Origin of the sequence: Halorubrum sp. AD140, assembly GCF_034497445.1 — an archaeon.
Classification (GTDB): Archaea; Halobacteriota; Halobacteria; order Halobacteriales; family Haloferacaceae; genus Halorubrum.
Genome location: NZ_JAXRUU010000246.1, coordinates 1 through 1,229, shown reverse-complemented (window position 1 = coordinate 1,229; position 1,229 = coordinate 1). Strand labels below are relative to the sequence as shown.

General features: G+C 57.5%; 1 protein-coding gene. It reads left to right on the top strand.

From position 1 onward, the window contains the following. Positions 1–32: 32 nt before the first annotated feature. Positions 33–1,061, top strand: a complete 1,029-nt coding sequence (locus U4E84_RS17890) for a ribonucleotide-diphosphate reductase subunit beta (RefSeq protein WP_322533424.1) — start codon at positions 33–35, stop codon at positions 1,059–1,061. The last annotated feature ends 168 nt before the right edge of the window (positions 1,062–1,229 follow it).

Here is a 1,229-nt window from a genome sequence, read left to right as displayed (position 1 = left end):
AACGCGAGCGGTCACGTTTGAGACGGCCAATCATGAGTGAAAGCGAGAACACAAACACGAACGCGAGTACAGCCTCGGACGCAGAGACGGACATCTTCTCCGAGCGAACGCAGCTGAAGCCCTACGAGTACGGCGAGTTTCTCGACTACGTTGAGGCGATCCGGAACAGCTACTGGGTGCACACGGAGTTCAACTTCGACGGAGACGTTCAGGACTTCAAAGTCAACACGACGCCCGCGGAGCAGACCGTTATCAAGCGGACGATGTTGGCTATCGCGCAGATCGAGGTACAGGTGAAGACGTTCTGGTCGGACATCTACGAGGAGATGCCCAAAGCCGAGGTCGGGAACGTGGGGATGACCTTCGCGGAAAGCGAGGTCCGCCACATGGACGCCTACAGTCACCTCCTCGACGTCTTGGGAATCACGGACGACTTCGAACAGGTGACCGAGGAGCCGGCGATCGAAGGGCGGATCGAGTACCTCGACGAGTACTTAGCGAAGAGCGAGAGCGACGACGAACGGGAGTACGTGATGAGCATCCTGCTGTTCAGCACGTTCGTCGAACACGTGTCGCTGTTCAGCCAGTTCCTCATCATGACGAGCTTCGACAAGCACGAAAAGAAGTTCAAAGGGATCGCGAACGCCGTCGAAGCGACCAGCAAAGAGGAGCAGATTCACGGGCTGTTCGGGGTCGAGTTAGTGGAGACGATCAGAGAAGAGAACCCGGACCTCTTCGACGACGAGTTCGAGGAAGACGTGCGAAAAGCCTGCCAGCAGGCCTACGAGGCGGAGACGGAGATCTTAGATTGGATATTCGACGACGGCGAGCTGGAGTTCCTTCCCCGAGCGCACGTCGACGCGTTCCTGCGAGACCGGTTCAATCGGGGTCTGGAAAACGTCGGCGTGGAACCGGTGTTCGAGACGGACGACGACCTGCTCGAAGAGACGCGCTGGTTCGACGAGGACATCATGATGACGAAGGATAACGACTTCTTCAGCAAGCGGTCGACCACGTACAACAAACACACGCAGAGCGTCACCGCCGAGGACATGTTCTAACAATGGCACAGACAGAACTCGACAGCGTCGCGGAACGACACGACGAACCGTTCTACTGGCTGAACGAGGACAGCAGGGAGTTTCTCAGAGAGGGATACCTGATCGAGGGCGTCGAAGCGGAAGAGCTAGTCAGACAGATAGCGGAGCGCGCCGAAGAGATTCTGGATG

Coding starts and splice junctions, on each gene's coding strand:
- U4E84_RS17890 (WP_322533424.1), top strand. CDS start 33: ATGAGTGAAAGCGAGAACACAAACACGAACGCGAGTACAGCCTCGGAC.